This is a genomic window from Amycolatopsis jiangsuensis, from assembly GCF_014204865.1.
GTDB classification, from domain to species: domain Bacteria; phylum Actinomycetota; class Actinomycetes; order Mycobacteriales; family Pseudonocardiaceae; genus Amycolatopsis; species Amycolatopsis jiangsuensis.
Genome location: NZ_JACHMG010000001.1, coordinates 4,497,066 through 4,522,535, shown reverse-complemented (window position 1 = coordinate 4,522,535; position 25,470 = coordinate 4,497,066). Strand labels below are relative to the sequence as shown.

Here is a 25,470-nt window from a genome sequence, read left to right as displayed (position 1 = left end):
CCTCAGGTACGTGAACTCCGTGTCCGAGCTGGCGATCTCCGGACCGCTGCTGCTCGCCGCGGGCGTGGCGCTGGTGGCGGGCGCGATCTCGTTCGCGTCGCCGTGCGTGGTGCCGCTGGTGCCGGGTTACCTGGCCTACCTCGCGGCGCTGGTCGGCGCGGACGCCCCGGCGGTGCGGGCCGGTGAGGACCGCAAGAAGGGCCGCTACGCCGTGCTCGGCGCGGCGGGCCTGTTCGTGCTCGGGTTCACCGTGGTGTTCGTCGCGACGCTGGGCACGCTCGTCTGGCTCGCCGACACGCTGCTGGTCAACCAGGACCTCCTGCAACGCATCGGCGGGGTGCTGACCATCGCCATGGCGCTGGTCTTCCTCGGCTGGATTCCCGGGCTGCAGCGCGAGTTCCGCTCGCACCGCGTGCCCGGTGGCGGGCTGTGGGGCGCGCCGGTGCTCGGTGCGGTGTTCGGGCTCGGCTGGACGCCGTGCATCGGGCCCACGCTGTCGGCGGTCACCAGCCTCGCCAGCGCCACCGGCGGGGCCGCGGCGCGCGGGTACCTGCTGGTGCTCGTCTACTGCCTGGGCCTCGGCCTGCCATTCCTGCTGCTCGCCCTCGGCGCCCGCTGGGCCGTGCGGGCCACCGACTGGCTCCGCCGCAACGGCCGCCGCGTGCAGCTGATCGGGGGCGGGCTGCTGCTGGTCGTCGGCGTCCTGCTGGTCACCGGATTGTGGGGAGATGTCATGGGCTGGCTGCGCAATTCCGTCGCCTCCGATCTCGAGCTGCCGTTGTGACCACGACCGAAGCACCGCCGGAGAACCCGCGGCACCCGTACCGGCCCTCGCGCGGCCGGCAGGTGCTGGCCTTCCTGCGCAACACCTGGCGCGGGCTCACCTCGATGCGCACCGCGCTGGTGCTGTTGTTCCTGCTCGCGCTCGCCGCGCTGCCCGGCGCCCTGCTGCCGCAGCGGCGGCTGAACGTCGGCAAGGTCGACGAGTACATCTCCGCGCACGGCTGGTGGGGAACGCTGCTGGACAAGCTGGAGTTCTTCGACGTCTACTCCAGCGTCTGGTTCTCCGCGATCTACCTGCTGCTGATGATCTCGCTCGTCGGCTGCCTCACGCCGCGCAGCTTCGAGTACGTCAAGCAGATGCGGGCCAAGCCGGTGCTGACGCCGCGCAGGCTCGCGCGGATGCCGCACCACCGCATCGCACGCACCTCGCGTACGCCGGAGACGATCCGCGAGGACGTGCGCAAGCAGCTGTCCGGCTGGCGGAAGGTCGAGCGCGACGAAGAAGACGGCGGGTTCAGCGTCTCCGCCGAGCGCGGATACCTGCGCGAGACCGGCAACCTGCTGTTCCACTTCGGAATGCTCGGCCTGATCATCTTCTTCGCCCTCGGCAAGCTCTACAGCTACGAGGGCCAGGTCATCGTGCAGGCCGACGGCGGCCAGTTCTGCAATTCCGGCATCTACAACTACGACTCGTTCGAGGCGGGCCTCACCGTCGACGGCACGCACCTTGACCCGTTCTGCGTGCAGGTCGACGACTTCACCGCGCACTACGCGCCCTCCGGCGAAGCCGACTACTACCACTCGAACATCCAGTACCAGTCCGGCGAAGATCTGCAGACCGATACCTGGAAGCCCTACAACCTGCAGGTCAACGATCCACTGCGGACCGCGGGCGACCGGGTGTACTTGCTGGGCAACGGATATTCGCCGCGGTTCACGGTGACCTTCCCGGACGGGCAGCAGCGCACCCAGAACACCCAATGGCGCTACAGCAACCAGGCCACCATGCTGTCCGACGGTGCCACCAAGTTCGATCCGCCCGGCGTCACCGACGAAATCCAGCGGCGAACCCGGCAACTGGCGATCACCGGACTGCTCGCGCCGACCTCGTTCGTGCACGGCGGGGTGCTCACGTCCAGCGCACCGCAGCTGAACAACCCGATGGTGGCGGTCGACGTGCTGCGCGGCGACCTCGGATTGGACGCCGGCCGCGGGCAGTCGGTGTTCGAGGTCGACCAGTCGCGGGTGGCCGACGGGCGGCTCAAGCGCGTCGCCCGGCAGAACCTCGCGGTCGGGCAGGAGTTGAAGCTCGACGACGGCACCCGGATCCGCTTCGACGGCGTCAACCGGTGGGTGAACCTGCAGATCTCGCACGACCCCACGCAGGGGTACGTGCTCGGCTTCGCCATCGTGATGTTCGCGGGGCTGGGGGCGTCCCTGCTGGTCAAGCGGCGCCGGGTGTGGGTACGGGTGCGCCCGGGTGACGAGGACCACGCGGGTACCGTGATCGAGGTCGCCGGGCTCGCGCGCACGGACCAAGCCGGGTATGGCGAAGAGTTCCAGCGGATCAGCGAACGGCTGGTCACGGGCCGGAAAGGCAGCTGATGGAGATCAACGAGACGCTCTCGCAGTACAGCGACCTGCTCTACACCACCACGGTGGCGATCTATGTGCTGGCGCTGCTCCTCTCGCTGTTCGAACAGGCCTTCGGGGCGAAGGGCCGGCGGGCCGCCGAACGCAGCCGGCACAAGGTGCTGGCCGGTGCGGGCGGCCCGGACGTCGAGCTGGAGGACGCCGACCTCCCGGCCACCCCCGAGCCGCCGAAGGCGGTCGGCCGCGCGGAGCGGATCGGCCGGATGGGCGCGGCGCTGCTGGTGCTCGGCGCGGTGCTGCAGCTGGCCGCGATCGTGCTGCGTGGCCTCGCGGTGCACCGCGCGCCGTGGGGCAACATGTACGAGTACGGCATGGCGGTCACCTTCATCACCGTCGTCGCCTGGCTCGTCGTGATCCGGAAGTTCCCGGTCCGCCACCTCACCGGCTTCCTGCTGACGCCGGTCGTGATCCTGATGTTCATCAACGGCACGCTGCTCTACACGGTGGCCGCGCCGGTGGTGCCCGCACTGCAGTCCTACTGGCTCTACATCCACGTGTCGGCGGCGATCATCGGCTCGGGTGTGTTCCTGGTGCCCGGTGTGGCGAGCGTGCTGTACCTGTTCCGCACCGCCCACGACCGTGACTCGGCGAAGTTCCCGAAGTTCGGTCCGAAGCTGCCCGCCGCCGACGTGCTGGACCGGATCTCCTACCGGGCGACCATCGTCGCGTTCCCGATCTTCACCTTCGGCGTGCTGTGCGGCGCGGTGTGGGCCGAGGCGGCGTGGGGCCGGTTCTGGGGCTGGGACCCGAAGGAGACGGTGGCCTTCATCGCGTGGGTGATCTACGCCGCCTATCTGCACTCGCGGGCCACCGCGGGCTGGCGGGGAACCCGTGCGGCGGTGATCAACGTCGTCGGGTTCGCGGCGACGATCTTCAACCTGTTCTTCGTCAACCTGGTGACTGCCGGACTGCACTCCTACGCAGGGGTGAACTGAGCGGGGGTCCACCGGATCCCTCCCGGCTTCTGCGACTACCGTCGTCCTCGGGGTACTCGACAGACGCGGGAGGTTGGCACGGTGACCGGACCCAGTGAAGAGGCTGCCGGGGGGCCGCAGCCCGAGCAGGCCCAGGAACCGGCGGCCGAGCTGTTCTCCGAGCAGCGCACCGATTCGGCGCCGCACCCGGGCAGCGGACCCTACGACGCGCAGCCGACGCAGGTCGTCCAGCCGAACCCGTACGCCACGCCGCCCGGTGCCGCGCAGCCGCAGGGCTACCCGCAGCCGGGCGGGTACGACCAGAACCTGCCGCCGTTGCAGCCCGAGCCGGGGTACCCGCCGGGTTACCAGCAGTCACCGCCGGGGGCGGTGCCGAACCCGGGTCCGCCGCCGGGTCAGTCGGGTCAGCCGGGTCCGCCGCCTGGGTTGCCGCAGCCCGGTGGGGCGCCGGGGCCGGACGAGCTGTCCACGGCGCACCTGGTCAAGCAGCAGAAGCGCACCCCGCAGTCCGGCTGGCGCAAGGTCCTGTACCGGGGTTCGGGCAAGCTGATCAATCCCGGCGAGAGCCCGGCCGACACGCGCCGTCGTGAGCTGATCGCCCGCGTCAACCAGCCCCTGCGTGGCTGCTACAAGATCGCGATGCTGTCGCTGAAGGGTGGCGTCGGCAAGACCACCACCACGACCACGCTGGGTTCCACTTTCGCGTCGCTGCGCGGGGACCGGGTGGTGGCCGTGGACGCGAACCCTGACCGCGGCACCCTGTCGCAGAAGATCGCCATCGAGACCACCGCGACGGTGCGGCACCTGTTGCGGGACGCGGACAAGATCACCCGTTACAGCGACGTGCGGTCCTACACCTCACAGGGCGCGAGCCGGCTGGAAATCCTTGCCAGCGAACAGGATCCGGCGGTGTCGGAGGCGTTCTCGGAGACCGACTACCGGCGCACGGTGAACCTGCTGGAGCACTTCTACAACATCGTGCTCACCGACTGCGGCACCGGCCTGATGCACTCGGCGATGAAGGGCGTCCTCGACGTGGCCGATTCGCTGGTGGTGGTCTCGTCGGGCTCGGTCGACGGCGCACGCAGCGCGTCGGCCACCCTCGACTGGTTGGAAGCGCACGGCTACGGCGACCTGGTGAAACGCTCGGTGGTGGTGATCAACTCGGTCCGCCCCAAGGGCAGCTCGGTCGACCTGGACAAACTGTCCGCGCACTTCGGCGCGAAGGTCCGCTCGGTCTGCCGCATCCCGTTCGACCCCCACCTGGAAGAAGGCGCGGAAGTCGAACTGGAACGCCTGGCCGCCGACACCCGCTTGGCCCTGCTGGAACTGGCCGCCACCGTAGCCGACGGCTTCGGGGGACAGCAGTACCGCTGAACTTCGGGTCATTCGGCCCCCGCGCGCGGTTCTGACCGATTACTCTCGGCCGGAGTGTCGGCAGTTGCAGACAGTATTGCCGGGAGCACGAGGCAAAGGGGAGCGTTGTCGTGGGTGGGCAGTCTGCGGAAAGCGAGCAGCCGAGTGGCCGCGCCGGGTATCTCAGCCCGGAGGAGCAGGCCCTGCGTGACCGGCAGGACAAGCAGTACAACGAGGCCATGAACTCGACCGGCACGCACATCTACCAGCAGCGCGCCGCCGAGGACGCCAAGGTCAACGCCGCTGCCGCCGGTGGCGGCTTCAGGATGGACATCGACGCGATGAAGTCCCTGCTCCCGGATTGGCAGAGCATCGCGGACGATCTCGACGACATGATAGGCACCGCGCAGCAGTTGCGAAACGTGGCGCAGCCTGCCGAAGATCCGGGCAGCACGCTACAAAAGCAGGCCGCCGACCGGCATGCTGACGCCTATATCGACAGCCTCGCTCAGCAGCAGGCGTATGCACAAGGTTACGCAGACCAGCTGAAGCAGGCGATCGCCAAATACGAGCAGCAGGACCAGGCGAATACTGACGGACTCGACAAGCAAGGATGACCCGGTGACCCAACCCATCACCCGCGCCGCAGCCGTCGGCCTTTTCCTGCTGGTTGTCACGGCCTGCTCCGCCACGCCGGGTACGTCCAGCCCGGCAAGTTCGAGTGGCGCACCTGCATCGCCCTCCAGTACTGGGCTCGAGGTGCCGCAGGTGACCAATCCGCTGGACGCCACGAAATACGAGCGGCACCCTTGCTCTGTCCTCACTCAGGCGCAAGTCACGGAGGTATTCGCAGCCGTACGCAACAGGGAAGGCGGCGGCACAGTCGCACCCTTGTGCACCTGGAACGACAGCGACAACAGCAGCGTCGGTCTGGGCTTTCTCCCCGGGCAAGGTGGGCTGGCCACCACCTATGAGAACAGCATTGATGCCGGTGCCGGCTACTTTGAAGTGGCGCCCGATGTCGCCGGTTATCCGGCCGCGTTTTCCGCCGTTCATGACGACCGCAAGAGCGGTGGATGCCAGATTGCCGTTGGCATCAAGAACGACGAGGTTCTGACCGTTTCCAGTCGTCTCCGAACGAGCTCGCAGGACTACAGCGATCCCTGTTCATTGGTGACGAAGGTTGCCGAAGCGGCAGTCACCACGCTCAAGGCGGGGGCCTGAGTCGTCAGCCCGTTACGGGATCCTGACGGGCTCGAGAAGCAAGGATGACCCGGTGACTCGAAACATCACCCGCGCCGCGATGACTGGCCTCTTGCTCGTCGTTGCGGCGGCTTGTTCCGCCAGCCCTGGGAGCGGCAGTTCGGGAAGTTCCGACAACGTACCTGCGTCGCCGTCCAGTACTGGGCCCAAGGTGCCGCAGGTGACCACTCCGCTGGACACGACCAAATTCGACCAGCATCCCTGTTCTGCCCTCACCGAAACGCAAGCACAACAAATATTCGCGGCTGTGCGGAGCAGGGAAGGAGGTGGCACTGTCGCACCCGGATGCTCGTGGTACGACAGCGCTGACAACAGCGTCGGCCTCGGGTTTCTTCCCGGGCAAGGCGGGCTGGCCACCACCTACAAGAACAGTGTCGACGCGGGCGCCGGCTATTTCGAGGTGGCGCCCGACGTTGCCGGTTACCCGGCTGCGTTCGCAGGTGTTTCGGATGACCGCAAGAGTGGTGGGTGTCAGATTGCCGTTGGCGTGAAGAATGACGAGGTTTTCACGGTCTCGGCCCTTCTCGACCAAAGCTCGCAGGACTACAGCGATCCCTGTTCATTGGTGACGAAGGTTGCCGAAGCGGCAGTCACCACACTTAAGTCGGGGGCCTGAGCACTCGGTCGTCAGGACTCCTCGTCCGGGCGGTGGTCGAGCTGTTGTTCGGAGAGTTTGCGGAGGAAGTCCGGGTCGTCGTCCGGGGCCAGGGGTGGGCGGCGTTGCGGTACCTGGATGCGTTCGGCGCCCAGCACGCGCCACAACAGGACGACGATGGTGATCGCGCCCACGGCTGCGAGCAGAGCAATCATGCCGGGTCCTTCCGTCGGGCAGGCTGCCAGCACCCCAGGTTAGCCCGAAACTTCGGATGTGTCGCGAACCCGGGAACGCACGAAGGGTCGTGACCGGTAAGCGGTGCTCGGCTGCACCTCTTACCACTCACGACCCTTTTTCCGAATGCGTGCCTCAGGCCTTGCGCGCCGGCTCGCTCGCGTCCGTGGTGAGCTCGGCCAGCAGCTCGTTCACCTCGGACTCGCGGAACCTGCGGTGTCCGCCCGGGGTCCGGATCGAGCCGATCCGGCCCGCGGTGGCCCAGCGGGTGACCGTCTTCGGGTCCACCCGGAACAGTGCGGCCACCTCGCCGGGGGTGAGCAACCGTCCGCCCATGGTCGCGGTCATTTTCCGCCTCCTTAACGACCTACCTGCTATACCGGAGGCATCGGGCCGTTCGCCCGTCGCGCCGGGATGTCAACACGGCAATCGTGGCACTTCACCCGTCGGGTACTCGAACGGTTGTCGTTGGGTAAAGAGCCCTTAAAGTGCAAAAGGGACATAATCTCGGCGCTCTCCGTACCCTCTGCCCGCCCGGACAGGAACCCTCTGACCAGGACTTACGTCGAACGCCCGCGGATCGGCCGGGTAAAGCGGTCGCCAACGCCGTCGCCGCGGCGGGCGAGTTCCGCCCGGGGCTGTGACACAGGAGACATTCCAGGCCGCCCGGGCCAGCCCGTCCGGTGGTGCGCATAATGACCCGGTGGATCAGCTGGACCGGAAGATCATCGCGGCGCTGCGGATCAACGGGCGGGCCACCTACGCCGACCTGGGCCGGGCCGTCGGGCTGTCCGCGTCGTCGGTGCACGAGCGGGTCGGCAAGCTCGAAGCCGCGGGCGTGATCACCGGCTACCACGCGACGGTCGATCCCAACGCCGTCGGTCTCGGCGTCACCGCGCTGGTCGGCATCCATCCCACGGACACCGCCACCGACGACGACGTCGCCACGGCGCTCGGTGAGCTGCCGGAAGTGGAGAGCTGCTACGCGGTGGCCGGCGACGAGGCGTACGTGGTGAAGGTGCGCGTGTCCACCGTCGACGAGCTGGAGCTCACGCTCGGCCGCCTGCGCCGGATCCCGGGCGTCGGACGCACGAACACCACCGTGGTGCTTTCCACCCGGTTCGAGAGCCGGCCCAACAACGCGGGCCTGGACGAGGAGTCCGTCGGCGGGGCGTAGCCTGCTTCGATGTGAGTGCTGCCCCGGACCACCTGCCCCGTGACCTGACGGTTTACCTGATCGCGCGGTTCGCGCTCGTGGCCGTGGTCGCCTGGGTACTGACGCTGGTCGGGGTGCCGTTGCTGGTCGCCCTGCTGATCGGTCTCGTGGTGGGCCTCCCGCTGGGGCTGCTGCTCTTCCGCGGGCTCAACCAGCGGGTCACCGCCGGGCTGGCCAAGCGCAACGAGTCCCGCGCCCGCGCTCGGGCGCAGCTGCGCGCGCAGCTGCGCGGCGACCACTCCGAGGCCGACGACCGCGCCTCATGAGCCGTACGCACAGCCGTGCCTGGGTGCGGGAAGCGGTCCGGATCATCGAGGCCGACGCCAACCGCAGCGCCGACACCCACCTGCACGTGTTCCCGCTGCCCCCGGAATGGGGCGTCGACCTCTACCTGAAGGACGAGTCGGTGCATCCGACCGGTTCGCTCAAACACCGGCTGGCGCGCTCGCTGTTCCTCTACGGCCTGGTCAACGGCCAGATCGGACCGGACACGGTGCTGGTCGAGGCCTCCAGCGGGTCCACCGCGGTCTCGGAGGCCTACTTCGCCCGCATGCTCGGGCTGCGGTTCGTCACGGTGGTACCGCGGCGCACCAGCAAGGAGAAGATCGCGCTCATCGAGTTCTACGGCGGCGAATGCCATTTCGTCGACGAGGCGCCCGCGATGTACCCGGAGGCCGAACGGCTCGCCGCGGAGTCCGGCGGGCACTACCTCGACCAGTTCACCTACGCCGAGCGCGCGACGGACTGGCGCGGCAACAACAACATCGCCGAGTCGGTGTTCGCGCAGCTGCGTGCGGAACGCCATCCGGTACCTAGCTGGATCGTCGTCGGCGCGGGCACCGGTGGAACCAGCGCGACCTTCGGCAGGTACGTGCGCTACAAGCGGCACACCACCAAGGTCTGCGTGGTCGACCCGGAGAACTCGTCGTTCTTCGGTGCCTGGGAGACCGGGGCGATGGACTACGCGACCGGGATGCCGTCGCGGATCGAGGGGATCGGCAGGCCGCGCTGCGAACCCTCGTTCGTGCCCGGCGTGATCGACGAGATGATCCAGGTCCCCGACGCGGCCTCGCTCGCCGCGATCCGGCTGCTGCGCGAGCGCACCGGGCACTGGGCGGGCGGTTCCACCGGCACCAACCTCTACGGTGCGTTCCGGCTGATCTCCCGGATGGTGAGCGAGGGCCAGGCCGGCTCGGTGGTCACCCTTCTCTGCGACGGCGGCGACCGCTACGCCAACACCTACTACTCCGACGAATGGCTGGCGGCACAGCAGATCGACCTCGCGCCGTACCGTGCGCGGTTCGACGAGTTCCTGCTGACCGGCCGGTTCGACGGCTGACCTTCCGGCTCAGCTGAGGGCGAGGGTCACCGCGCTGAGCACGGCCCAGGCGAGCATGGCCAGCCCGGTGTCGCGAAGCGCCGGGATCAGCGCACGGCCCTGCTGCCCGCCGCCGACCGCGCGGACGGACTTGAGCAGCATCGGAGCCGTGATCAGGGCGATGAGCAGCAGCGGGTGCCAGATCCCGAGGACCACGGTGAGCACGTACGGCACGGACACCAGCGTCACGTACACCCGGCGGGTGCCGCGGTCGCCGATACGGGTCGCGAGAGTGTGCTTGCCGGTCTCCAGGTCGGTCGGGATGTCACGCAGGTTGTTCGCGGTCAGCACGGCCATCGAGAAGCAGCCGACAGCCACCGCGAAGCCCACTCCGGCCCAGCTCACGCGGCCGGCCTGGACGTACACCGTGCCCAGTACCCCGGCCAGGCCGAAGAAGATGAACACCGCCAGCTCGCCGAGGCCGTGGTAGCCGTAGGGTTTGCTTCCTCCGGTGTAGAACCACGCGCCGAGGATGCACAGCGCGCCCATCGCGAGCAGCCACCAGTATCCGCTGAACGCGACGAGCAGCAGCCCCAGGACGCCGGCGAGGCCGAGGCAGGCGAGAGCGGCCGCCAGCACGGCCTTCGGCGCCGCGGTACCCGAGCCGACGAGCCGCAGCGGGCCCACCCGGTTCTCGTCGGTACCGCGGATCCCGTCGGAGTAGTCGTTGGCGAAGTTCACGCCGATGATCAGCGACAGGGAGACGAGCAGAGCCAGGACCGAACGCCACCAGGAGAACGCGTCGAGCGCGACGGCCGCCCCCACCCCGGCCACGACCGGCGCGATCGCGTTGGGCAGCGTGCGCGGCCGGGCACCTTCGATCCATTCACTGACTGTCGCCATGCCCGATATTCAACGCCATGCGCCTGTCACCCGTTCGGCGAGGCTGGGGCGGGCTGTTTCCGGAGGTGCAGGCACGTGTGGGGACGGAGTCGTGGGGTTGTCGCAACGCGGTGTGGGTCCCCGGGTGTGTTGCGATGGTGCGGAACGTCGGTGGTTGGTGCGGCTGCGGTTGGTGGTGGCAGGTGCGCGCGGGCGGGCGGCTCGTGCGGTGGGGTTGACCGCAACGGCGGGGCTGCGCCGTGGGCCGGCGGCTTTGGCGGTGGGGTGGGGACGGGCGCGGTTGTTGCGGCAGACGGGTAACGCGCCCCGCCGGCTCGGCCCGATTCGGTCAGGCTGGGCACGGTCCGGCTTGGTCTGGTTGGGCACGGTCCGGCTTGGTCTGGTTGGTTTGGCTCGGCCCGGCGCGGTTCGGCTCGGCTCGGTCTGGCTGGGTACTGTCCGGCTCGGTTCGGCTTGGTCTGGCACCTTCCGGCTCGGTCTGGCTGGGCACGGTTCGGCTCGGTTCGACTTGGTCCGGCTCGGTTCGGCTTGGTCTGGTCCGGCTCGGTTTGGCCTGGTCGGTCTGGTTTGGCCTGGTCCGGTTTGGCTCGGCGCCGGAGGTCAGGTGGCGGCGAGATGGTGGCGTACGGCAGTGCGGTCGATCTTTCCCGGACCTCGCAGTGGCAGTTCTGCGGTGAATTCCACCCGTTTCGGGGTGGCCGCGGCGCCGAGTTCGGCGCGGACGGCGGCACGCAGGCCGTCCGGGTCGGCTTGCCCGGCCACGACCAGCGCGACCACCGCCTCGCCCCACTCCGGGTCCGGCAGGCCGACCACACAGGCGTCGCGGACGCCGGGGCAGCCGCCGAGCACCCGCTCCACGGCTGCGGCGGAGACTTTCACACCTCCGGTATTGATCACGTCGTCCGCACGGCCCAGCACCTCGACCCGCCCGTCCGGCAACAACCGGCCGCGGTCGGACGTACGGAACCAGCCGTCGCGGAACGACTCGGCGGTCAGTTCGGGGGAGAGCCGGTAACCGTGGGCGAGCACGTCGCCGGCAATCCACAGACGCTCGCTCGCGTCCGGCTCCACGCGCACGCCGTCGAGCGGAAGGCCGTCGTACACGCAGCCGCTGGCGGTCTCGCTCATGCCGTACGCGGGCACGATCCGCACGCCGGCTTCGTGGGCACGCGCACGCAGCTTGGGCGACGTTGCCGCTGCACCCAGCACGATTCCGTCGAACGCCTTCGCCGCCGCGAGACCGGCACCGCCGTCGTCGAGGAGACGTACGAGCTGGGTTGGCACCAGCGCGGTGTACCGCGGGCCCGCTTCGGCGAGCACCGGCGCGGCAGCTACCGCGAAGGCATCCGTACGGAAGCCTTCGCCGGTCAGGAACGCCGGCTTGGTGCCCGCGAGTCGCGCGCGGATCAGCACCTGCAGGCCGCCGATGTAGTGCGCGGGCGTGGCGAGCAACCAGTGACCGGGGCCACCGAGACGAGCGTGGGTCGCCGTCGCGGACGCGGTGAGCGCGTGCGGGGAGAGCAGCACTCCCTTCGGCGCGCCCGTGGACCCCGACGTGGCGATGACCACCGCGGTGTCCGGCTCGATCGCCTGCTCCGGCGACATCGCTTCGAGCAGCGACTGCGCGGACGGGTCCGCGGCGTTCAGCGGCAGCACCGCTTCGCCGCCGTCCAGCGCGGCAGCCACCGCTTCGTCGAGCGCGGCGATCGCCGCGGCGCTGCCGTCCAGCCACACCACACGCACGAGCCAGCCTCCTCGTGGAATCAGTAGTAGTACGGGTAGCCGGACCAGTCCGGATCCCGTTTCTCCAGGAAGGCGTCCCGGCCCTCCACGGCCTCGTCCTGCATGTAGGCCAGCCGGGTGGTTTCGCCGGCGAAGAGCTGCTGCCCGACGAGACCGTCGTCGATCGCGTTGAAGGCGTACTTCAGCATCCGCTGCGCGGTCGGCGACTTGCCGATGATCGTCCACGCCCAGTCCACCGCCACCTCCTCCAGCGACGCGTGCGGGACGACCTCGTTGACCGCGCCCATCCGATGCATCTGCTCGGCGGTGTACTCCCGGCCGAGGAAGAAGATCTCCCTGGCGAACTTCTGCCCGACCTGCCGGGCCAGCCCGGCCGAACCGTAGCCGGCGTCGAACGAACCGACGTCGGCGTCGGTCTGCTTGAAGCGCGCGTGCTCGGCCGAGGCGATGGTGAGATCGCACACCACGTGCAGCGAGTGCCCGCCACCCGCGGCCCAGCCCGGCACCACGGCGACCACCGGTTTCGGGAGGAACCGGATGAGCCGCTGCACCTCCAGGATGTGCAGCCGGCCGGCCCGCGCCGGGTCGACCGTGTCGGAGGTCTCCCCGCTCGCGTACTGATACCCGGACCGTCCGCGAATACGCTGGTCACCGCCGGAGCAGAAGGCCCAGCCGCCGTCCTTCGGTGACGGGCCGTTGCCGGTGAGCAGGACGCAGCCGACGTCGGAGCTCATCCGGGCGTGATCGAGTGCCCGGTACAGCTCGTCGACGGTGTGCGGCCGGAAGGCGTTGCGGACCTCGGGCCGGTCGAAGGCGATGCGGACCACCCGTTTGCCGGAGCGGTTGTCGCGGGAGCGGTGGTAGGTGATGTCGGTGAAGTCGAAACCGTCGATCGCGGTCCACACGGCCGGGTCGAACAGCTCGGAAACTCGGGTGTCATCCACGTTTGGGAGAATAGGACCTGTGGACATGATCGCTGTGCTCGATGCCGCCTCCGCGGGGGAGAGCACGCCCGACGGCGCGGTACCGGGGGTCTGCCGGTGAACCCTTCCACCGCGCAGGCCAGGGTCATCGTCGACGAACTCGTCCGCAACACCGTTTCGCACGTCGTACTGTGCCCGGGCTCCCGCAACGCGCCGCTGTCCATCGCGCTGTACGACGCGGCCGCCGCCGGACGGGTCCAGCTGCACGTGCGCATCGACGAACGCGGTGCGGCCTTCCTCGCGCTTGGCATCGCCGCGCGCACCGGACGGCCTGCCGCGGTGATCTGCACCTCCGGTACCGCGGCGGCGAACTTCCACCCGGCCGTGTTGGAGGCCGACCGGGCAGGCGTGCCACTGATCGTGCTCACCGCCGACCGCCCGCCGGAGCTGCGTGCGGCAGGGGCGAGCCAGGTGATCGACCAGTACCAGCTCTACGGCGACGCGGTGCGGTACTTCGACGAGCTGGCCGTCGGCGAACGCCGGGCGGGTCAGAATTCCTACTGGCGCAGCCAGATCTGCCGCGCGTGGAACGCGGCGTACGGCGAATGGCGCTGCGGTCCGGTGCACCTGAACATCCCGTTCCGCGATCCGCTGGTGCCCGACCTCGACGACGACGGCGAGTGGTTCGAATCGCTGGAGGGCCGCCCGGGCGGCGCCCGCTGGACCGAGCTGCCCGACTTCGGCGCGCTGCCCTCGTTCGTGGTGCCCTCGGCGCGGCACGGGCTGGTCATCGCCTGCGACACCGGTGCGCAGGCGGCGAGTGAATGGGCCGAACAGCACGGCTGGCCGGTGGTGTCGGAGACCGGTGGGCTCGGCCTTTCCGGCGGCACGGCGATCTCGTCCGGCGCCTGGCTGCTCGGCGTGGAGGAGTTCATCTCGAGGCACCGGCCGGAGCAGGTGCTGTGCCTCGGCCGGCCGACGGTGTTCCGGCAGGTGCAGAAGGTGCTTTCGGACCCGGCCGTGGAGGTGCTGCTGGTCCGGCCGGATTCGGACTGGCCGGCGCCTGCGCACAACGTGCGCCAGGTCGGGCAGTGGTTTGCCGAGCCGACCAAACCGGCCGACCCGGAGTGGCTGGCCGGCTGGAAGCGGGCCGACGCGGCCGCGGCGCGGGCGGTGTCGGAGACGCTGGCCGGTGAACCGTGGCCGAGCGGGCTGCGGATGGCGGCCGAGCTGGTAGACGCGCTGCCCGAGGGCGCGCTGCTGGTGGTGGGCTCCTCCAATCCGACGCGTGACGTGGCGCTGGCCGGGCAGCTGCGCCCGGACGTGCTGGTGCACCGCAACCGGGGCGTGGCCGGGATCGACGGCACGGTGTCCACCGCGATCGGCGCGGCCACCGTGCACCGGGCACCCTCGTACGCGTTCCTGGGTGATCTGACTTTCCTGCACGACGCGTCCGGCCTGCTCACCGGCCCGGCCGAACAACGCCCGGACCTGACCATCGTGGTGCTGAACGACGACGGTGGCGGCATCTTCTCGCTGCTGGAGCAGGGCGCCCCGGAGCACGCGGCCAGTTTCGAACGCGTTTTCGGCACCCCGCACGGCGCCGACCTCGGCGCGTTGTGCGCGGGGTATCGCGTGCCGTACGTGCTGGCCGAGACGCTGCCGGAGTTCCGGGCCGCGCTGCGCCCGGCGCCGGGCCTGCGTGTGGTGGAGGTCCGGGTCGACCGGACCCGCCATCGCGGGTTGCACGGTCGCCTTCGGGCGGCGGTGGCGGAGGCGGTTACGCATAGCTGACTTCCACCGGTGGAGGCTGTGTCGTAGGGGGTTGTGCCAGGTCTGCTGGAAGGTGTGGGCCGGGGTGTTTGTGGCGTGAAGGGGTTCTGGGCGCGCTTGGCGTGCAAGAGCGTGCCTGGTGCCGCTGTAGGCGGGTGGGTCGGCTGATACGTCGGTGGCGACCGGTCGGGCTTGTGTGTGGTGGGGGTTGGGGTGGGCCGGAGTTATCGTCGGGGGCTGCACGGCCGTCGGACGGCGGAGGCGGTTGCGCATAGCTGAGCCTCACGCGTGGAGGCTGTGTCGTACGGAGTTGTGCCAGGTCTGGGCGAAGGTGCGGGCCAGGGCGGTTTCCGGGGCGAAGCGGTCCCAGGCGTGTACGGCGCCGCCGTAGACGTGGAGGTCTACGGATACACCTGCAGCGATCAGGCGCCGCGCGAAGTCGATGTTCTCGTCTCGGAACACGTCGTACTGGCCGACCGCGAGGAAGGTGCGCGGGAAGCCGCTGAGGTCGGTGGCTCGTCCCGGGGCGCAGTACGGGTGCAGGTCAGGTGCTCCGGCTCGGTCACCCAGTACGGCGGCCCATGCGTACAGGTTCTCTTGGCGGTCGAACACCCCGATATCGGTCACCTCGTGGCTCGACGGGGTCTCGTTGCGGTCGTCGAGCATCGGGTAGAGCAGCGACAGCACCCGTGGCACCGGCGCTTCGCGGTCGCGCACCATCAACGCCGTGACCGTGGCGGGCGCGCCACCGCCGCTCGCCCCGGCGAGACCGATCCGCGTGGGGTCGAGGTCGTGGTCGGCGGCGTGCTTGCACAGGTGGGTGTAGGCCAGGTAGCCGTCCTCCGCACCGCCGGGTGCCGGGGTCTCCGGGGCGACCCGGTAGTCCACCGCGGCGACCACGCACTCACATGCGAGCGCGAGGGAGGTGAGGTACTCGGCGTCGTGGTGCGGCTCGCCGCCGAGGACCTGGCCACCGCCGTGGAACCACAGAATCGCCGGCTGTGTCTCGGGTCCGTCCACCGGCCGGTAGAGGACCACGGCCAGCTGTGATCCGTCCACCCGGTCGAGGAGCAGGGTTTCGACGGCCACCCGGGGATCCTGTGGTGGCGTCTCGGCAGCCGCCGCGGCTGCCCGCAACTGTTCGCGGAGCGCGGGGATGTCGCTGTAGTCCAGCAGGGTTCCCTTGGAGTTCTTGGGCAACGCGGCGATCGCGGCCGCGACTTCGGGGTCGATCATCGAGAATCCTTTCGGGCGAAATCAGAACAGGTCGGGTTGCCCGCTGGCGGCGGTGATCCCGCCGTCGACGGGCAGGACGGTGCCGGTGATGCACCGGGCGTCGGCGGAGGCGAGGAAGGCGACCGCGGCACCGATGTCGGCCGGGGTGGAGTGGCCGCGCAGCGCCCGGCGACGGTCGAACCGCTCGGCCAGCTGGTCGATCCCGGGCAGCTGCCGGTGCTCCTCGCCGATCGTCAGCGCCGGTGCGACCGCGTTCACCCGGATGCCGTGCGGTCCGAGGTCCATGGCGAGGCCGCGGGTGAAGTTCACGACCGCACCCTTGGCCGCGTTGTACGCGGTGAGCAGGCGATCCCCGCCGAGACCGGATGCGGACGCGATCTGGACGATGCTGCCCTTGCTCTGCTTCAGATACGGCAGCGCTGCCTGTGCACCGAAGAAGCAGCTGTCGAGGTCGGTGCTCATCACGAGCCGCCAGTCCTCTGGCGTGGTCTCTTCGAACGGCTTCAGCCGGCCGAATCCGGCGTTGGAGACCAGCACGTCGATTCCGCCGAACCGCTCCGCGCCGGCCCGGACCATCGCCTGGACGTCGCCGGGTTGCGTGACGTCCGCGGCGACCGCCAGCACCCGCTCCGGGCCGAGCTCGGCCGCGAGCTCGTCGAGCTTTTCCTTGCGGCGGGCGGCGATCACGACATTCGCGCCCTCCTCGGCGAACCGCCGCGCGATGCCCGCCCCGATGCCGGAGCTGGCGCCGGTGACGATTGCGGTTGTGCCTTCGAAATGCATGGAACCCCTCGCGCTGTCAGTGACTGACTGTCAGCCGCTGACAGTACGCCCTGTCAGTCACTGACGCAAGTGTGCTAATCTCGAGGCATGCCCAGAGGCGTGGACTTGGTGCGGCAGCGGCTGAAGGACGCCGCGGTCGAGCTTTTCCTGGACAACGGCTTCGACGAGACGACGGCGGAGAGCATCGCCGCCCGCGCCGGGGTCACCGAGCGCACGTACTTCCGGCATTTCGCCGACAAACGGGAGGTGTTGTTCGACGAGGAGGGAGAGTTCGGCGAACGCATCGCCGCCGCGATCGCCGCGGTTCCGGAAGGCGTGGAGCCCTTGCCCGCGTTGCACGCCGCTTTCCATGACGTGGTGCCGCTGCTCGTCGCCGGCCGCCCGCAGACCGAACCGCGCATGCGGGTGATCGCCACGCATCCGGCGCTGCAGGAGCGCGCGCTGGCCAAGACCGCGGCGTTGGTCACGTGCTGTTTCGAGGCGTTGCGTGCCCGCGGCGTGGACGACCGCACGGCGAAGCTGTGTGCGGAGGTGGGGTGGCACGCGTTCGGTATCGCGACCGACCGGTGGCGGGAGGACTCGGACGTCGAGCTGGCCGACGTGCTGGACGAGGTCTTCGAGAACTTGCGGGCGGTGGTCGGCGCGTTGGGTTGAGTGGCCGGTGTTTCCGGCGGGCTGAGCTGGACGAGGCGTTCGGGGGTTTCCGCAGGGTGGCCGGCGTGCTGGGTTGAGCGGCCGCGTTCCGGCGACTGGGCCAGGTGTTCGAGGGCCGGCGGAGGGTGCCCGGCGCGCTGAGTTGAGCGATCGTCTCCCAGCGGGCCGCACGAGGTCTCCGAGGGCTGCGGAGGATGGCTGGGCGCGTTGGGTTGAGTGGCCGGCGTTTCCGGCGGGCTGAGCGAGGCGTTCGAGGGACTTATGGCGGGTGGTCGGCGTGCTGGGCTGACCGGCCGCTCTCTCCGCTGACCTGGACGAGGCGTTCAGGGGGCATGAGGCAGGTGGGCTGGTGCGTTAGGTTGGCCGGCCGCTCTCCCTGGTGAGCCGGAGGGGGCGTTCGGGGCGTGTGGGGGGCGCCGGTGCGCTGCGTGAGTGGCGGCTCTCTCCGAAGGTCCGGACGAGGCGTACGAGGATAAGCGGCCGGCGTGTTGGGCTGGGCGGCCGTTCCCAGTGGTTGGAAACCTTCCTTCGGACGTATCTGGGCAACGCCGGCGTGGCTACGTTCGAGCGCGCTGCTCACTTCCCAGGAGGAATCATGCGATCGAGAACTCGTGCCGGAGCCGGGGTGCTCGCGGCCGGGGTCGCGTCCGTGCTGCTCGCCACCACCGCGAGTGCCGCACCCGAGCCGGGGGCACCCGGGGCCGGCGATCCGTACTACCCGAACGCCGGCAACGGCGGCACCGACGTGCTGCACTACGACATCCGGCTGAGCTACCAGCCGGAGACCGATCTGCTGTCCGGCACCACCACCCTGCTGCTCACCGCCACGCAGGACCTGTCGCGCTTCGACCTCGACTTCGCGCTGAAGGCTTCCAGCGTGCTCGTGAACAACCGGCCGGCGCAGTTCACGAACTCCGACGGCAACGGTGAGCTCGTGGTCACCCCGGCCGAGGCGCTGGCCAAGGGGCAGACCGCGACCGTCGTCGTGAAGTACTCCGACACCCCGTCCACCGAGCAGGTCGACGGGCTCAACGGCTGGAAGCACGGCGACTTCGGCGCGCTCGGCGTGGACGAACCGCAGAGCGCGCAGTGGTGGTTCCCCTCCAACGACCATCCCACCGACAAGGCCACCTTCGACGTGTCGATCGAGGCGCCGGACGGGCTTTCCGCGATCACCAACGGCTCGCTCGTGCGCACGACCAAGAGCCGGGCAGGCTGGACGCGCTGGAACTGGCGCAGCACGCATCCGCAGGCGACGTACCTGACCTCGTTCATCGTCGGGAAGTACGACGTGCGCCAGTCCACCACGCCCGAGGGCAAGCCGTTCATCACCGCCTACGGAACGGACCTCGGTGACTCCCGGGGCGCCGCCGAGGCCAGCGTCGAGCGCACACCGGAGATCAACGCGTTCCTGGCCTCGCAGTTCGGGCCCTACCCGTTCGAGGCCGAGGGCGGTGTGGTGACCAGCGGCATCAGCTTCTCGCTGGAGAACCAGACCCGGCCCACGTACGGGCTGAAGAACTTCACCTCCGGCGCCAACACCACGCTGATCGCGCACGAGAACGCGCACCAGTGGTACGGCGACAACGTCTCGCTCGGGCGTTGGAGCGACATCTGGCTGAACGAGGGTTTCGCGTCTTATGCCGAATGGCTGTGGTCCGAGCACGAGGGCGAGGGCACCGTCGCCGAACTCGCGCAGTACACCTACGACTCCAACGCCGCCGACGCCGACCTGTGGAAGGTCGTGCCCGCGGATCCGGGCGCGGACAACCAGTTCGACAGCGCGGTGTACGACCGCGGCGCGCTGACGCTGCAGGCGCTGCGCACGACCGTCGGCGACGACGCGTTCTTCACGATTTTGAAGGACTGGCAGGTGGAGAAGGCCGGGAAGGACGGCCGGATCCAGGAGTTCATCGCGCTGGCGGAGAAGGTGTCCGGCAAGCCGCTGCACGAGCTGTTCCAGACCTGGCTCTACACGGCGGGGAAACCGGCGGCCGGTCCGAACGGTGCTGCCGCGGCCAGGACCGCGCACGCGGCGGCGGCCAAGCCGAAGTCCTGGGACCAGATCCAGGCCAACCACCGGTTGCTCGCCACGGAGCACCGGCACTGAGCGGTACCGCTACGCTCGCGGCGTGAGCAGGAGGAGTGAGCGGGCGAGGCGCATCGGCTGGATCGCCGTGCTCGGTGTCGCCTCGCTCCTCACCGTGATGTGCGTGACCCTGCTGTTCGCCGCTTTCCGCAACGACAACGCGATCGAGGCGCATCCGGGCACGGCGACCGCCACCGTGGAATCGGTGGCCTTCGACCGCACGATCATCCAGTACCAGACCCCGGACGGCATCGTGCACAGCCCGGCCACCGGGGTGCTCTACCCGTCCGGCCTCGCCGCCGGCCAGCTGGTGCTCATCGAGTACGACGGCACCAACCCCGATTTGGCGAGGGTGGCCGGCCGCACGGCCACGTTGACGTTGCTGCCGCTCGGCGTCACGGTGCTGGTGATTTGGCTGGTCGCCGGCCCGGCGCTGTGGTGGCTGCGGCGGCTGATCCACCGCGACCGCGCGGACGAGCCGGTGCCTGCCTGACGGTCCTCAGAGCGCGGCCAGTGCTTCGATCACCACGCGGAACCGCGGGTCGATCAGCCCGGCCACCTGCACTAGAGAACTGGGGCCGGAGGCCGGGCCGGATCCAGGTGTTCGTCGCGGACCGCATGCAGCACCGGCAGGTCGGCCAGGTCGGTGCGGAAGTAGGTCAGCTTCACGACCACTGGTCGGCGGCAGCCCCTGCGGACGGATCAGGTATTCGGGCACGGCAGGTTCCTCCGATCCCGGAAGGGGCGGCGTTCCGGCACGACAGCGCGGCTCAGCTGCCGGCCGTGGCGGTTTCCTGCCACCAGCCCAGCACCTCGTCGGCCACTCCCGGCGCGGCCACCAGCAGGCCGTCAGTGGGCAGGGCGGTGTCCTCGCCGTGCTTGTCGAGCACCACCGCGCCGACCTCGATCGCCATCGCCACCGAGCCCGCGACGTCCCATTCGTGATAGCTGTGCAGCACCGCGGCCGCGGCGTGCCCGAGGGCGACCTGCGCGATGGACAACGCGGCCGAACCCAGCACCCGTACTCCGGCGTGCGCGGCCGCGGCACGTTCGATGAACTCGCCCATTCCTGGCCACGGACCCTTGCGGGCCAGCTCCGTGCAGACGATCGCGCCCGCGGTACCCGGCCGGTCCGTGAGCCGGACCGGCTTGCCGTTGGCGCGCGCGCCTCGGCCGCGGGCGGCGGCGTAAATCTGTGCCCGGTACGGATCGGCGACCACGCCGACCACCGGACCGGACGCGTCGACCAGCGCCAGGCTGTAGGCACACCACGGCACCCCGGCGACGTAGTTGGCGGTGCCGTCCACCGAATCCACCACCCAGCGGTACTCGGCCACGTCCGCGCCGTGGTCCGCGCCGAACTCGTGGCCGACGACCGGGATACCGGGGAACTCCGCGGTCAGCACGCGCCGGGTGTGCCGCTCCAGGATCCGGTCGGTGTCGGTGACCCAGTCGAACGGGGACTCCAGCGTCGCCGGGTGCGCGCCGCGGCCCGCCGTCGCGGTGATCACGTCGGTCGCGTCGTTCGCCAGCCGGCCCGCCACCTCGAGTGCCCTCGAGAGCAGGCCCGGCTCCACCGGCCGGGACGGCCGGGAGGACAAGAGGGTCATGCCTGCTTAGTCTGGGCCGTGCTGGTGTCCGGCACACGACCTTGAGATGACATGTCGTGGCGAATTGATCGACAGCCGGTGTCCGCGAGCGGACGCTGCGCAGTGTTCGGCGGCAGTTGGCCGGGCGGTCACGCGGGATTGGCTCGCCCCGCGCGTGCCGGTGCGACAGTGACCGGGTGCGAGTCGCCATAGTCACCGAAAGTTTCCTGCCCCAGGTGAACGGCGTGACGAACTCCGTGCTCCGGATCGTCGAGCATCTGGCCGGAGCCGGGCACGAGGTGCTGGTGGTGGCGCCGGGGCCGGGCCCGGAGTCCTACCGCGGCGCGCCGGTGGTCCGCATCCCGGCCTTCGACGTGCCGGGAGTGCACTCGCTGCCGATCGGCCTGCCGACCCGCACCGTGCTGACCGCGCTGGACGGGTTCGGCCCGGACGTGGTGCATCTGGCGTCCCCGTTCGTGGTCGGCGCCCGCGGGCTGGCCGCGGCGAGACGGCTGCGGGTGCCCTCGATCGCGGTCTACCAGACGGACATCGCAGGCTTCGCCACGTCGTACGGCTTCGGCATCGGCGCCCGCGCTGCCTGGCGCTGGGTACGTCGGTTGCACTCGCGCGCCGACCGCACGCTCGCCCCGTCGTCGGATTCGATGCGGCAGCTGGAGCTGCACGGCGTACCGCGGGTGCACCGCTGGGCCCGCGGGGTGGACGTCGCGCGGTTTTCGCCACGGCACCGGGATCCGGCGTTGCGCGGAGAGCTGGCGCCGAACGGTGAACTGCTGGTCGGTTTCGTCGGACGCCTCGCCCCGGAGAAGGAAGTCGACCGGCTGACCACGCTCGCCGGGACGCCGGGAATCCGCGTGGTGGTGGTCGGCGACGGTCCGGAACTGCCGGCGTTGCGCGAGCGGCTGCCCGGCGCGGCATTCCTCGGCGCGAAGTACGGCGACGAGCTCTCCACGGCGTACGCGAGCCTCGACGTGTTCGTGCACACCGGTCCGCACGAGACGTTCTGCCAAGCCGTGCAGGAGGCGATGGCGTCCGGGCTGCCGGTCCTCGCGCCGGACGCGGGCGGGCCGAAGGACCTCGTTCTGCCCGGTCGTACCGGCTACCTGCTGCCGGCCGACCGGGAGGAGTTCGGCCGCGCGCTGGCCGACAGGGTCGATGCGTTGCGGGATCCGGCGCTGCGGGCTCGGCTGGGGGAGAAGGCCCGGAAGGTCGTGCTGGGCCGTACTTGGCCCGCGGTGTGCCGGAAACTGGTCGGCCACTACGAAGCAGTGCAGGGCCGAGTCGCACGCGCGGCTTGAGTCATGCACATCGTGCAGCTGGCGAACTTCTACGGACCGCGTTCGGGCGGGTTGCGCACCGCACTGCACCACCTCGGCGCCGGGTACGTCGCCAGTGGGCACCGGGTGACGCTGGTGGTGCCCGGAACCCGTTACACGGTCGAAAACCTGCCCACCGGAGTACGGCGCTGTTCGCTGCCCGCCCCGCGGATCCCGGGCACCGGCGGGTATCGCGCGATCGACCCACACCGGGTGCGGAGTGTGCTGCGCCGGCTGGAACCGGACCGGCTGGAGGTGTCCGACCGGCTGACCCTGCGGGGGATGGGCAGCTGGGCTCAGCGCAACGGCATCCCCAGCACGGTGATCTCGCACGAACGGCTCGACCGGCTGCTGGAGCAGTTCCTGCTGCCCCGGCCGGTGGCGCACCGCGTGGCGGACACGGCCAACCGGCGGATGGCCGCGAGGTACGACACGGTGGTCTGTACCACCTATTTCGCCCGCGCGGAATTCGACCGGATCGCCGCGCCGAACGTACGCCGGGTGCCACTCGGAGTCGACCTGGCCACGTTCGCCCCGTCCATGCGCGACGACGGCTGGCGCTATGCACTGGCCGGCGGTGCCGACGCTCTGTTGGTCCACTGTGGCCGGTTGTCGCCGGAGAAACACGTGGAGCGCAGCGTGGACACCGTGGCCGAGCTGACCGAATCGGGTGCCCGCGTCCGGCTGGTCATCGCCGGCGACGGTCCCCGGCGGCGCGCACTGGAACGCCGTGCGCGCGGTTTGCCGGTGACCTTCCTCGGATTCCTCTCCGGTCGGGACGAGGTGGCCCGGTTGCTGGCCACTTCGGACGTTTCACTCGCCCCTGGTCCACATGAGACGTTCGGGCTCGCCGCGCTCGAGGCGCTCGCGTCGGGTACCCCGGTGGTGGTTTCGGCTTCGTCCGCGCTGCGCGAGATCGTGCAGCCCGGCTGCGGAGCCGCGGTGGACGATCACGCCCCGGCGTTCGCCACCGCGGTCACCGGATTGCTGGACAGCCCGGAAGACCTCCGCCGCGCCGCGGCCCGGTCGCGGGCGGAGGACTTCGCATGGCCTGCCTCGGTACGCGGCATGCTCGACGCTCTCGGCTGACCGCGTACCGAAGCCGGGTGCTCAGCCGAGTTTCAGGGTCGGCTTGCGCAGGTCCATCCAGGTGGCCACGTCGAGGAACCGTTCCAGGCCGGAGCGCTGCTGGTTGGTGATTTCGGCGATGCCCGCGCCGCTCGCGGCCAGCACCGCGTCCCGGTCGTAGAACTCCAGTGCCGCGTGGTCGCCGGAAACCAGCTCCCGCGCGTGCGACTGGATGGCCGCCAGGTAGGCCGGGTCGAAGCTGCCCGGATAGCCGCTCTTCTTCCGGTTCGCCACGCTGTCGGGCAGCGTGTCCCGGGTGGCGCCGCGCAGGATGCTCTTTTCCCGGCCGTCGTAGGTCTTGAGCGACCACGGCGTGTTGAACACGTACTGCACCAGCCGGTGGTCACAGAACGGCACGCGAACTTCCAGGCCCACCGCCATGGACATCCGGTCCTTGCGGTCCAGCAGAGTCTGCACCATCCGCGTCAGATGCAGGTAGCACACCTCGCGCATCCGCCGTTCCAACCCGGTTTCGTCGTCACGGTAGGGAACCTCGCGCAGTGCCTGGCGGTACTGGTCGGCCTTGTAGGTCTCCAGGTCCAGCTTGGCGGTGAGGTCGGCGTGCATCATCGAGGCGGGGCTGATCGGCGACTTCTGGTTGGCCAGCCACGGGAACGTGTCCGCCTCGCGCTGCTCGTTGTGGAACCACGGATAGCCGCCGAACACCTCGTCCGCGGATTCGCCGGACAGCGCGACCGTCGACTCCTCCCGGATCGCCTTGAACAGCAGGTACAGCGAGTTGTCCCGGTCGCCGAGCCCGATCGGCAGGTCCCGGGCCGCGACCGCCGCGGCGCGGGTCGCCGGATCGGCCATCGCCCCGCCGTCGAGCATGATGTCCTTGTGCTCGCAGACGATGTGCTCGGCAACCGCGTGCACGTACGGGGTGTCCTGGGTGGGTGCGATGTCCTCGGCGCGGAAGTTCTCCGCCTGGTTGGGGAAATCGACCGCGAAACTGCGCACCACCTCGCCTTGTTCCTGCAGCTGCGCCGCGGCGATCGCGGTCATCGCGGACGAGTCGAGGCCGCCGGACAGCAGGGTGCACCGCGGCACGTCGGCGACGAGCTGACGCCGGATGATGTCGTCGAGCAGTGAACGGACGTGCGCGACGGTCTCTTCGGTGCTGTCGGTGTGGTCAGTGACCTCGAGCTGCCAGTAGCAGGTCTCGCGCAGTCCGGAACGGTCGACGACGGCCAGGTGCCCTGGCCGCAGCTCCCGCATGCCCGACCACACCGCGTGCCCGGGGGTCTTGGCGAAGGCGAACAGCTCCCGCAGCCCGTCGGTGGTGATCACGTGCTCGGCCAGCCGGTTGGCCAGTATCGCCTTCGGCTCGGAGCCGAACAGCACGCCGTCCTCGGTCTCGTAGTAGTAGAACGGCTTGATCCCCATCCGGTCGCGGATCATCACCAGCTTGTCGGAGCGGGTGTCCCAGATGGCGAAGGCGTACATCCCGTTGAGCCGCTCGACGAGCGCCTCGCCCCACTCCAGGTATCCGCGCAGCACGACCTCGGTGTCCGAGTCGGTGCTGAACTTCGCGCCACGCCGGCGCAGCTCGTCCCGCAGTTCGGTGAAGTTGTAGGCCTCGCCCGAGTACACCATCGCGACCGGACCGTCCGGCGTGTCCACGGTCATCGGCTGCGCACCGCCGGGCAGGTCGATCACGGCGAGCCTGCGGTGGCCGAGCGCGGCGTGCGGGACGGCCCAGGCGCCGTTCGCGTCCGGACCGCGGCAGGACATGGTCGCGGTCATCGCGTCCAGTTCTGCTGCTTCCTGCGTCAGGTCGCGGTGGAACGAGACCCAGCCGGTGATGCCACACATAAGCGCCCTTCCTTGTTACGGCCATATGTTGCCTGTGCTAACTAACTATTAACCGCGTCATGATCATCGGACTACCCGGCAAAGGAGTGACGTAGAGCGAGCGCACCGTGCCGGAAAGTGGCGGAAACGGCCCGCCCGGCGACGAAC

The 25,470-nt window shown here is 69.9% G+C and carries 25 protein-coding genes; 16 read left to right on the top strand and 9 right to left on the bottom strand.

The annotated features are described in order from the left end of the window. The first annotated feature begins 10 nt into the window (after positions 1–10). The 7 genes from BJY18_RS20105 (at position 11) to BJY18_RS20075 (ending at position 6,606) form a co-directional block, all read left to right on the top strand. Positions 11–784, top strand: a complete 774-nt coding sequence (locus tag BJY18_RS20105) for a cytochrome c biogenesis CcdA family protein (protein WP_184781431.1) — start codon at positions 11–13, stop codon at positions 782–784. Further along, positions 781–2,388 (top strand): cytochrome c biogenesis protein ResB, encoded by a 1,608-nt coding sequence (resB, locus tag BJY18_RS20100; RefSeq protein ID WP_184781430.1) that lies wholly within the window; start codon positions 781–783, stop codon positions 2,386–2,388. The genes BJY18_RS20105 and resB overlap by 4 nt, the downstream gene beginning before the upstream one ends. Further along, the gene (gene ccsB, locus BJY18_RS20095; RefSeq protein ID WP_184781429.1) at positions 2,388–3,371 is read left to right on the top strand and encodes a c-type cytochrome biogenesis protein CcsB; all 984 of its coding nucleotides are present in this window, start codon (positions 2,388–2,390) and stop codon (positions 3,369–3,371) included. The genes resB and ccsB overlap by 1 nt, the downstream gene beginning before the upstream one ends. Positions 3,372–3,452: 81 nt before the next feature. Beyond that, positions 3,453–4,748: a MinD/ParA family ATP-binding protein gene (locus BJY18_RS20090; protein ID WP_184781428.1), complete on the top strand. Its 1,296-nt coding sequence runs from the start codon at positions 3,453–3,455 to the stop codon at positions 4,746–4,748. Between the two features lie 110 nt (positions 4,749–4,858). After that, positions 4,859–5,344 carry a hypothetical protein gene (locus BJY18_RS20085; RefSeq protein ID WP_184781427.1) on the top strand — a complete coding sequence of 162 codons (486 nt, stop codon included), beginning with the start codon at positions 4,859–4,861 and terminating at the stop codon, positions 5,342–5,344. Positions 5,345–5,348: 4 nt separating this feature from the next. Then, positions 5,349–5,951, top strand: a complete 603-nt coding sequence (locus BJY18_RS20080; RefSeq protein ID WP_184781426.1) for a DUF3558 domain-containing protein — start codon at positions 5,349–5,351, stop codon at positions 5,949–5,951. 79 nt (positions 5,952–6,030) lie between these two features. Continuing rightward, complete coding sequence (locus BJY18_RS20075) at positions 6,031–6,606, top strand: DUF3558 domain-containing protein (protein WP_184784730.1); 576 nt, start codon at positions 6,031–6,033, stop codon at positions 6,604–6,606. A gap of 11 nt (positions 6,607–6,617) precedes the next feature. Here the strand turns inward: BJY18_RS20075 and BJY18_RS20070 are convergent, their stop codons facing one another. Further along, complete coding sequence (locus BJY18_RS20070) at positions 6,618–6,800, bottom strand: hypothetical protein (RefSeq protein WP_184781425.1); 183 nt, start codon at positions 6,798–6,800, stop codon at positions 6,618–6,620. Between the two features lie 154 nt (positions 6,801–6,954). Further along, positions 6,955–7,167 (bottom strand): BldC family transcriptional regulator, encoded by a 213-nt coding sequence (locus BJY18_RS20065; RefSeq protein WP_072474890.1) that lies wholly within the window; start codon positions 7,165–7,167, stop codon positions 6,955–6,957. Between the two features lie 355 nt (positions 7,168–7,522). On the opposite strand from BJY18_RS20065, the gene BJY18_RS20060 reads away from it, so the two are divergent. From BJY18_RS20060 to cds1, 3 genes are read left to right on the top strand one after another with little or no spacing between them, the layout of a single operon-like run. Next, positions 7,523–7,996, top strand: coding sequence for an Lrp/AsnC family transcriptional regulator (locus BJY18_RS20060; protein WP_184781424.1), 474 nt, complete (start codon positions 7,523–7,525; stop codon positions 7,994–7,996). Between the two features lie 11 nt (positions 7,997–8,007). Further along, the gene (locus tag BJY18_RS20055) at positions 8,008–8,301 is read left to right on the top strand and encodes a DUF4229 domain-containing protein (protein ID WP_184781423.1); all 294 of its coding nucleotides are present in this window, start codon (positions 8,008–8,010) and stop codon (positions 8,299–8,301) included. Further along, entirely contained in the window at positions 8,298–9,374 is a 1,077-nt protein-coding gene (cds1, locus tag BJY18_RS20050) for an L-cysteine desulfhydrase Cds1 (RefSeq protein ID WP_184781422.1), read from the top strand. Before BJY18_RS20055 ends, cds1 begins: the two co-directional genes overlap by 4 nt. Positions 9,375–9,383: 9 nt before the next feature. Here the strand turns inward: cds1 and BJY18_RS20045 are convergent, their stop codons facing one another. The 3 genes from BJY18_RS20045 to BJY18_RS20035 form a co-directional block, all read right to left on the bottom strand. Then, entirely contained in the window at positions 9,384–10,256 is an 873-nt protein-coding gene (locus BJY18_RS20045; RefSeq protein ID WP_184781421.1) for a 1,4-dihydroxy-2-naphthoate polyprenyltransferase, read from the bottom strand. A 600-nt stretch (positions 10,257–10,856) separates the two neighbouring features. Further along, positions 10,857–11,999, bottom strand: a complete 1,143-nt coding sequence (menE, locus tag BJY18_RS20040) for an o-succinylbenzoate--CoA ligase (protein ID WP_184781420.1) — start codon at positions 11,997–11,999, stop codon at positions 10,857–10,859. Positions 12,000–12,019: 20 nt separating this feature from the next. After that, the gene (locus BJY18_RS20035; protein WP_184781419.1) at positions 12,020–12,943 is read right to left on the bottom strand and encodes a 1,4-dihydroxy-2-naphthoyl-CoA synthase; all 924 of its coding nucleotides are present in this window, start codon (positions 12,941–12,943) and stop codon (positions 12,020–12,022) included. Between the two features lie 96 nt (positions 12,944–13,039). On the opposite strand from BJY18_RS20035, the gene menD reads away from it, so the two are divergent. Continuing rightward, positions 13,040–14,716, top strand: coding sequence for a 2-succinyl-5-enolpyruvyl-6-hydroxy-3-cyclohexene-1-carboxylic-acid synthase (gene menD, locus BJY18_RS20030; protein WP_184781418.1), 1,677 nt, complete (start codon positions 13,040–13,042; stop codon positions 14,714–14,716). A gap of 261 nt (positions 14,717–14,977) precedes the next feature. On the opposite strand, the gene BJY18_RS20025 is transcribed toward menD, so the two are convergent. Then, the gene (locus BJY18_RS20025) at positions 14,978–15,931 is read right to left on the bottom strand and encodes an alpha/beta hydrolase (protein ID WP_184781417.1); all 954 of its coding nucleotides are present in this window, start codon (positions 15,929–15,931) and stop codon (positions 14,978–14,980) included. A 21-nt stretch (positions 15,932–15,952) separates the two neighbouring features. Continuing rightward, positions 15,953–16,714 (bottom strand): meso-2,3-butanediol dehydrogenase, encoded by a 762-nt coding sequence (budC, locus tag BJY18_RS20020; RefSeq protein WP_184781416.1) that lies wholly within the window; start codon positions 16,712–16,714, stop codon positions 15,953–15,955. Between the two features lie 87 nt (positions 16,715–16,801). Between budC and BJY18_RS20015 the strand changes: the two genes are divergently transcribed. The 3 genes from BJY18_RS20015 to BJY18_RS20005 all read left to right on the top strand — a co-directional run bounded on the left by BJY18_RS20015 (position 16,802) and on the right by BJY18_RS20005 (position 19,950). Further along, entirely contained in the window at positions 16,802–17,368 is a 567-nt protein-coding gene (locus BJY18_RS20015) for a TetR/AcrR family transcriptional regulator (protein WP_184781415.1), read from the top strand. Between the two features lie 595 nt (positions 17,369–17,963). After that, positions 17,964–19,478, top strand: coding sequence for a M1 family metallopeptidase (locus BJY18_RS20010; protein WP_184781414.1), 1,515 nt, complete (start codon positions 17,964–17,966; stop codon positions 19,476–19,478). 22 nt (positions 19,479–19,500) lie between these two features. Continuing rightward, positions 19,501–19,950, top strand: a complete 450-nt coding sequence (locus BJY18_RS20005; protein ID WP_184781413.1) for a DUF3592 domain-containing protein — start codon at positions 19,501–19,503, stop codon at positions 19,948–19,950. 277 nt (positions 19,951–20,227) lie between these two features. Here the strand turns inward: BJY18_RS20005 and BJY18_RS20000 are convergent, their stop codons facing one another. Continuing rightward, positions 20,228–21,067, bottom strand: a complete 840-nt coding sequence (locus BJY18_RS20000; RefSeq protein WP_184781412.1) for an inositol monophosphatase family protein — start codon at positions 21,065–21,067, stop codon at positions 20,228–20,230. Positions 21,068–21,291: 224 nt separating this feature from the next. Between BJY18_RS20000 and BJY18_RS19995 the strand changes: the two genes are divergently transcribed. Together BJY18_RS19995 and BJY18_RS19990 are read left to right on the top strand one after the other, a co-directional pair. Next, positions 21,292–22,362 carry a glycosyltransferase family 4 protein gene (locus tag BJY18_RS19995; RefSeq protein ID WP_312873897.1) on the top strand — a complete coding sequence of 357 codons (1,071 nt, stop codon included), beginning with the start codon at positions 21,292–21,294 and terminating at the stop codon, positions 22,360–22,362. A 3-nt stretch (positions 22,363–22,365) separates the two neighbouring features. Beyond that, positions 22,366–23,469 carry a glycosyltransferase family 4 protein gene (locus BJY18_RS19990; protein ID WP_184781410.1) on the top strand — a complete coding sequence of 368 codons (1,104 nt, stop codon included), beginning with the start codon at positions 22,366–22,368 and terminating at the stop codon, positions 23,467–23,469. Positions 23,470–23,490: 21 nt separating this feature from the next. Here the strand turns inward: BJY18_RS19990 and asnB are convergent, their stop codons facing one another. Further along, positions 23,491–25,323: an asparagine synthase (glutamine-hydrolyzing) gene (gene asnB, locus BJY18_RS19985; protein WP_184781409.1), complete on the bottom strand. Its 1,833-nt coding sequence runs from the start codon at positions 25,321–25,323 to the stop codon at positions 23,491–23,493. Between the last annotated feature and the right edge of the window lie 147 nt (positions 25,324–25,470).